Origin of the sequence: Staphylococcus sp. GDX8P80P, from assembly GCF_017893095.1 — a bacterium.
Lineage (GTDB): Bacteria > Bacillota > Bacilli > Staphylococcales > Staphylococcaceae > Staphylococcus > Staphylococcus borealis.
The window spans coordinates 1-7,091 of the sequence record NZ_JAESMI010000027.1 but is presented as its reverse complement, the minus strand read 5'-3'; the positions used below and the strand labels follow the sequence as shown (position 1 = coordinate 7,091).

At 35.7% G+C, this 7,091-nt stretch carries 5 protein-coding genes; all 5 read left to right on the top strand.

What is annotated here, in order from left to right:
- Positions 1–366: 366 nt before the first annotated feature.
- The 5 genes from KA858_RS03725 to KA858_RS03705 all read left to right on the top strand — a co-directional run bounded on the left by KA858_RS03725 (position 367) and on the right by KA858_RS03705 (position 7,065).
- Positions 367–1,737 carry a CitMHS family transporter gene (locus tag KA858_RS03725; protein ID WP_210135036.1) on the top strand — a complete coding sequence of 457 codons (1,371 nt, stop codon included), beginning with the start codon at positions 367–369 and terminating at the stop codon, positions 1,735–1,737.
- A 628-nt stretch (positions 1,738–2,365) separates the two neighbouring features.
- Positions 2,366–3,127, top strand: coding sequence for a CHAP domain-containing protein (locus tag KA858_RS03720; RefSeq protein ID WP_210135035.1), 762 nt, complete (start codon positions 2,366–2,368; stop codon positions 3,125–3,127).
- 177 nt (positions 3,128–3,304) lie between these two features.
- A complete protein-coding gene (locus KA858_RS03715) occupies positions 3,305–3,559 on the top strand; it encodes a hypothetical protein (protein ID WP_107629189.1) in 255 nt (84 codons plus the stop codon).
- Positions 3,560–3,784: 225 nt separating this feature from the next.
- Positions 3,785–5,077, top strand: a complete 1,293-nt coding sequence (locus KA858_RS03710; protein ID WP_210135034.1) for an anaerobic C4-dicarboxylate transporter family protein — start codon at positions 3,785–3,787, stop codon at positions 5,075–5,077.
- Positions 5,078–5,442: 365 nt separating this feature from the next.
- Positions 5,443–7,065, top strand: a complete 1,623-nt coding sequence (locus KA858_RS03705; protein ID WP_210135033.1) for a BCCT family transporter — start codon at positions 5,443–5,445, stop codon at positions 7,063–7,065.
- The last annotated feature ends 26 nt before the right edge of the window (positions 7,066–7,091 follow it).

The following is a 7,091-nucleotide window of genomic DNA, read 5'->3' as shown; positions in this document are numbered from 1 at the left end:
TGGGACATAAATAATATAATGATGCTATTTAGCAAATTCGCAGTAGCTGACTGAACTGAGAAGGCGCTTAAATCAAGCTTTTCTCAGTTCTAGTCATCCTTGCGGAGGTGGGCGGGGCCCCAACACAAAAAATCACGAAAGTGATTTTACAAGCTAAGCAAGTTGGGGTCGGGGCCCCAGCAAAGAGAATTTCATCAAGAAATTCTACAAGCAAAGCAAGCTGGGAGTGGACGACGAATTTAAAAAAATTCTGTTCCACTCCCGTTTTTTGACCTATCTCCTTAAATAAAAGACTGATTTTTGATAAAATTATGAAAACGTTTTCTTTATGATAGGAAACGTATTATAAAATAAGGGGGATTTCACATGCAAGGGGATAGTGTGTGGTTAACAATAATGGGAATTTTGATTATTGGCTCAATTGTTGGATTGTTAATCGCTAAAAAAATTAGTCCAGTTGTTGGTATGATATTAATTCCTAGTATTGGCGCTTTACTATTAGGCTACGGTGTTAAAGACTTGGTTAAATTCTTCAATAGTGGTTTAGAATCTGTAATGAGCGTCGTCATCATGTTTATTTTCGCAATTATATTCTTTGGTATTATGACAGACAGTGGGCTCTTTAAGCCTATTGTTAAAAGACTGATACTTATGACACGTGGTAATGTCGTTATTGTTTGCATTGTAACAGCGTTGATTGGTATGTTTGCACAATTAGATGGTGCAGGTGCTGTCACGTTCTTATTATCAATACCTGCATTATTACCATTATATAAAGCGTTAAATATGAATAAATACTTATTAATTCTATTGCTTGCAATTAGTGCTGCAATTATGAATATGGTGCCTTGGGGTGGTCCAATGGCGCGTGTTGCTTCTGTCCTCAAAGTGAAAAGTGTCAACGAATTATGGTACGGCATCATTCCGGTACAATTAATTGGTTTCGTGTTAGTTCTTATCTTTGCAACATACTTAGGATTTAGAGAAAAGAAGCGAATTAAAAAAGCAATTGAAAAGGGTGACTTACAACCTACATTAGATATAGACATTCATCGTTTAGTTAAAAACTATGAACGTGATCAAGACATTAAGTTTCCGGTAAGAGGTCGAGCATTGCAACATGGTTGGGTTATTTGGGCCAACGTGCTTTTAACGGTTATCGTTCTTGTCATGATGTTAGCTAATATTGCGCCACCTGAATTTGCATTTATGATTGGTGTTGCACTTGCGTTAGTGATTAACTTCCCTAATGTGGATGAACAAATGAATCGTTTAAAGGCGCATGCGCCAAATGCATTGATGATGGCTGCAGTAATCATTGCGGCTGGTATGTTTTTAGGCGTTTTGGAAGAAACTGGGATGTTAAAAGCCATTGCGTTAAGTTTCATTAAGATTATTCCTGATGCTGTAGGACCTTACTTACATATTATTGTTGGTTTCTTTGGTGTGCCACTTGATTTACTTACAAGTACAGATGCTTATTATTTTGCATTACTTCCTATAGTAGAACAAACAGCAAGTCAATTTGGTATTAATCCAGTTTCGACTGCGTATTCAATGGTTATTGGTAATATTGTCGGAACGTTTGTAAGTCCATTCTCTCCAGCCCTGTGGTTAGCGATTGGTTTGGCTGAAGCCAATATGGGCACATACATCAAATATGCCTTCTTCTGGATTTGGGGCTTTGCGATTGTGTTATTGGCTATAGCAGTATTAATTGGTACAGTTACCATTTAATGCTAGGTATGTGCAAAATGGTATTGTTGAGTTATAAATAGAGAAATTTTGAAAATGGATAATTAAAATACTCATCCCCTTGTAAGTTGACTAATGAACATCTTACAAGGGGATTGTTATGAACGTTAGTATTTGGAAACATTACAAATTTCAAAAATATATCACGGTATGGCCCTCTTTTACAATGCCTACATGTCTGTTATAGGACGTTCTAATGCTTATGATTACATATCATCCACTCTAAAATGACTTCCCGCTATTATGAGAAAACGTTTCATACTTCCCACTTTTCATGAAATAAAACATGTCTAAAATAATCAGATAAATTACAAAGCATGTGAATACACTGTTGATTAACGTGCTATAAGTCTTGGCACAGGCGCGTTTTACAAGTTGTAATATAAGTCTATGTTTATTACATACGAAGTAAAATTATTATGATTCATTTACAAAGCCTTAACATTTCACACAAACCGTTGTGTGTCTGTTAGAGTATGTCTTGTCGTTAATTAACGAAGAAAAAATTACTTAAAAACATTTTGAATTGAATGATTTAAAATTTCTAATATGTCAATTGCAGGTAGCCACGAGATAAAAAGCTTTAAACATTCTAGGAGGATATTTAATTATGAAAAAGATCGCTACAGCTACAATCGCAACAGCAGGTATTGCAACATTTGGATTAGCACATCAGGATGCAGACGCAGCGGAAAATAATAATGGATATAACCCTAATGACCCATATTCATACAGTTACACATACACAATTGACCAACAAGGTAATTACCATTATCAATGGCAAGGTAACTGGAGCCCAGCTCAAGCGCAACAAAGTGGTCAACAATACACTGGCAACCAAGCAGTAAACAATACACAATCATACAATAACTACAATTACAATCAATCTAGACAAAATACACAATCTTACACAGCAAACAATAATGTTGGTGGCGGTTTAGGTGCTAACTATTCAACTTCAGATCGCAACGTTAAAGTAACAACTCAAAACGCACCAACTACTCAATCAACAAGCTCAAGTAGTGCAGCATTATCAGGTAAATCAAGTGGCGGTGCAAACCTATACACTACTGGTCAATGTACATATTATGTATATGACAAAGTAGGCGGTAAAATTGGTAGCACTTGGGGTAACGCAAATAACTGGGCAACTGCAGCTGCTGCAGATGGCTATACAGTTAACAACACACCTAAAGCAGGTGCAGTAATGCAAACATCTCAAGGTGCATACGGTCACGTTGCATACGTTGAAAGTGTTAACGCTGACGGTTCAGTTAAAGTTTCAGAAATGAACTATAACGGTGGACCTGGTGTAGTATCATCACGTACAATCTCAGCTAGCCAAGCTGGTTCATATAACTACATTTCATAATTTGAAATCATTTTAACCACGATGCTTATTCTAACGGCGTCGTGGTTTTTTCTTTTTGGAAAAGGGCATGTCAAGATAGCGCATCGTGTGATTGAAGCGGAGGTATAACGGGAAACATAATAATAAGTGAAAGTAATATTAGATGTATAGGTGAATCGTAAAGGAGGGTGACTAAAGATGACGTTTGATGTAATCAAATGGATTATATTGGCATTAATTATCATCGTAACGATTGCGGTGATATGTGGCCTTATTTGGGGATCATTACTAGAAGAACGTGCGTATGATAAGCGTTCAAAAAAAGAAAAGCGTAAAGAAACTGAGAAAAATGTAGAAATGGCTAAAGGTCATACTGAAGAAAAAGAAATCGAGGGTGATTACGAAGCGGCCCCAATTAAAAAAGGAACACTCAAAGATGACCATCCAAAATAATGGTTAATATCGACCTTGAAAGATGCTAGAAGAAGCATACTTTCAAGGTTTTTTAGAGTGGGATAATAGTTAATTGGAATGAATATGTCAGAATGTGAGTTCACATTTTATTTACATTTAATATTTTAAATTATCTACAATTCTATACTTTTGACATCTTCAAGTGATAAACTATTTATGTTAAAAAAATCACAATAATTTTCAGAAAAGTTAGGAGCTTTCATCATGCTACTGTTTGTAGTAGAAATCATCATAATGATACTAGCTATATTATTAGGGCTTCGTGCGGCTGGTGCATTAGGGTGTGGTATCTTCGCCATTGTGGCACAACTCATAATGATCTTTGGCTTTCAATTGCCCCCAGGTTCAGCGCCTGTTACTGCAGTATTAATTATTTTATCCATTGGTATCGCTGGTGGTACCTTGCAAGCTACAGGAGGTATTGACTATTTAGTCTTTCTCGCTTCCAAAGTTATCGAACGCTTTCCAAGATCGATTATTTTTATAGCGCCAATGATTGTCTTTTTATTTGTGTTTGGCGTAGGTACAGCAAATATTGCGTTATCCTTAGAACCTATTATTGCCAAAACTGCGGTTAAGGCTAATATACAACCTAAGCGACCGCTTACTGCTTCTGTATTGACTGCTAATTTAGCTTTATTATGTAGTCCGGCAGCATCAGCAACAGCCTACATTATTTCGGTAATGGCGGGTTATCATATATCGATGGGACAATATTTAAGTATTGTATTACCTACAGCGATTATTACAATGCTAATGTTAAGTGTCTTTTGTACGTTTGTTGGTCGGAAGACATCAGTTACGCCGAGTGAAATGGCGCATACACCTGAAGTATCAGTTAAACAATCATTTTCAACTAAAACTAAATTAGGTGTAGTTAGCTTTTTACTGTGTGTGGCAGCAATATTAACATTTGGTATCTTTCCAAATTTAATGCCAGTCTTTAACGTCGATGGTGAACAAGTTAACGTAACCATGACAGAAATTGTACAGTTCTTTATGTATTTGAGTGTTGCGATTAATCTATTAATGATGAAGATTAATACGAGTGATATCTTGTCTTCCAATATTGCTCAATCTGCTATTGGTGCACTCTTTGCAGTACTCGGACCTGGCTGGTTAGGCGCAACTGTATTTAACGCACCTCAAAACTTAAAAATCATTCAAGAGGATATCGGACAAACAATCCAATCTATACCTTGGTTAGTCATTGTCTTAGTTGCTGTAGTGGCGATGATCGTCATCTCTCAAACTGCAACCGCATCGATTATGGTGCCAATTGTTATGAGTATGGGCATTCCACCAATGTACTTTATTGCAATGGTGCAAACGCTCAATGTCAACTTCGTTATTCCTGCACAACCAACGCTATTATTTGCGGTTAATTTAGATGAGACTGGACGTACACGAGCAACAAGTTTCATTATTCCAGGATTCTTTGCGATTGGCGTATCGATTATAGTTGGATTCTTAATAAAATCGATATTAGGATTTTAAATATAGAGACTACAAATCTTAGGGCGACATGCTCGATGATTTGTAGTCTTTTTTAGGAGTAAAATGAGAAATTTAAAAAAATGTTAAATAAATATAAATTCATTATAAGGGTATGATTATGCAAAAATAATACAAAATAAAATTTGTTAAATACGTTAAGTTTAAATTTAACACTGTTGTTATAGCAATTTCTAAAGCTTTAAAATATGTCTGAAATATATATTTATTCAATAAACTGAAAAGTATAATTTGAATGTAATTTGCATTTTTATTTAATTTTAGATATCGTCAATATGTGAATAAACCGTGACAAGAAAGTGGTTTTTTAATTTTTATCGAAACAACTATTTTGAGGAGGAACATAATTGAAACGAGAAAAAATTATGGATTGGCCGACTTTTATAGGGACGGTAGTCGTATTACTTGTGGCTGTTATACCGATGATGATTTTTCCAGAAGCCAGTGAAAAAGTAATTACTGATATCAACAGTGCGATATCCAATTCAATTGGATCAGTGTATTTATTTATGGGATTAGCCATTTTATTCTTTGTATTATATATTGCGTTCGGTCGCTACGGCAATGTGACGCTTGGAAAAGCAACGGATAGACCTGAATTTAATAACTTCAGTTGGGCGTCTATGCTATTCTGTGCAGGTATTGGATCAGACATATTATATTGGGGTGTCATTGAGTGGGCTTTCTATTATCAAGTACCACCAAATGGTGCAAAAGCGATGTCAGATGAAGCACTTACATATGCCACGCAATATGGTATGTTCCATTGGGGACCAATCGCATGGGCGATTTATGTCTTACCAGCACTACCTATTGGTTATTTAGTATTCGTTAAGAAACAACCTATTTACAAAATTAGTCAAGCGTGTCGTCCAGTTCTTAAAGGACAAACAGATAAATTTTTAGGTAAATTAGTAGATATATTATTCATTTTCGGATTACTTGGCGGGGCTGCAACATCACTTGCGCTCGGTGTTCCTATGATTTCTGCAGGTATTGAGAAATTGACGGGTATCGATGGCGAAAATATGATTGTACGTTCAATTATCTTATTGACGATCACAGTTGTGTTTGCAGTAAGTTCTTATTCTGGTCTGAAAAAGGGAATTCAAAAATTAAGTGATGTTAACGTATGGTTATCATTCTTATTACTAGGCTTTGTGTTTATCGTGGGTCCTACCATTTTCATAATGGAAACGACAATTACAAGTTTTGGTAATATGCTAAGAGACTTCTTCCATATGGCTACTTGGATGGAACCTTTCGGTGGAATTGAAGGACGCAAAGAAACTAACTTCCCACAAGATTGGACAATATTCTATTGGTCATGGTGGTTAGTATATGCACCATTTATCGGTCTGTTTATAGCGCGTATTTCAAAAGGACGACGCCTTAAAGAAGTTATTTTAGGTACGATTATTTATGGTACATTAGGTTGTCTATTGTTCTTTGGTATCTTTGGTAACTATGCGGTGTACTTACAGATTACAGGCGAGTTTAATGTGATTAACTTTTTAAATACGCATGGTACTGAAGCGACGATTATTCAAGTAATGCATCAATTGCCATTCTCAACATTGATTGTTGTATTATTCTTGATTTCTGCTTTCTTATTCTTAGCAACAACATTTGATTCAGGTTCATATATTTTAGCCGCTGCATCACAGAAAAAAGTTGTTGGCGAACCATTAAAAGCTAACCGTCTATTTTGGGCATTTGCGTTATGTTTATTACCTTTCTCACTTATGTTAGTTGGGGGAGAACGTGCACTTGAGGTATTAAAAACTGCATCTATCTTAGCGAGTGTGCCATTAATTGTGATATTTATCTTTATGATGATTTCATTTATTATTACGCTCAATAGAGACCGGATTAAACTGGAAACAAGGGCAGATAAGCATAAAGAAATTGAACGACGTTCATTACGTATTGTTCAAGTTAAAGAAGAACCACATGATGATAACTTATAAATAATAAAAAGCTAGAAGATTTTCGA

Excerpts from the sequence above, each read along its gene's own strand:
- KA858_RS03720 (WP_210135035.1), top strand. The coding sequence starts at position 2,366 with ATGAAAAAGATCGCTACAGCTACAATCGCAACAGCAGGTATTGCAACA.
- KA858_RS03725 (WP_210135036.1), top strand. The coding sequence starts at position 367 with ATGCAAGGGGATAGTGTGTGGTTAACAATAATGGGAATTTTGATTATT.
- KA858_RS03710 (WP_210135034.1), top strand. The coding sequence starts at position 3,785 with ATGCTACTGTTTGTAGTAGAAATCATCATAATGATACTAGCTATATTA.
- KA858_RS03715 (WP_107629189.1), top strand. The coding sequence starts at position 3,305 with ATGACGTTTGATGTAATCAAATGGATTATATTGGCATTAATTATCATC.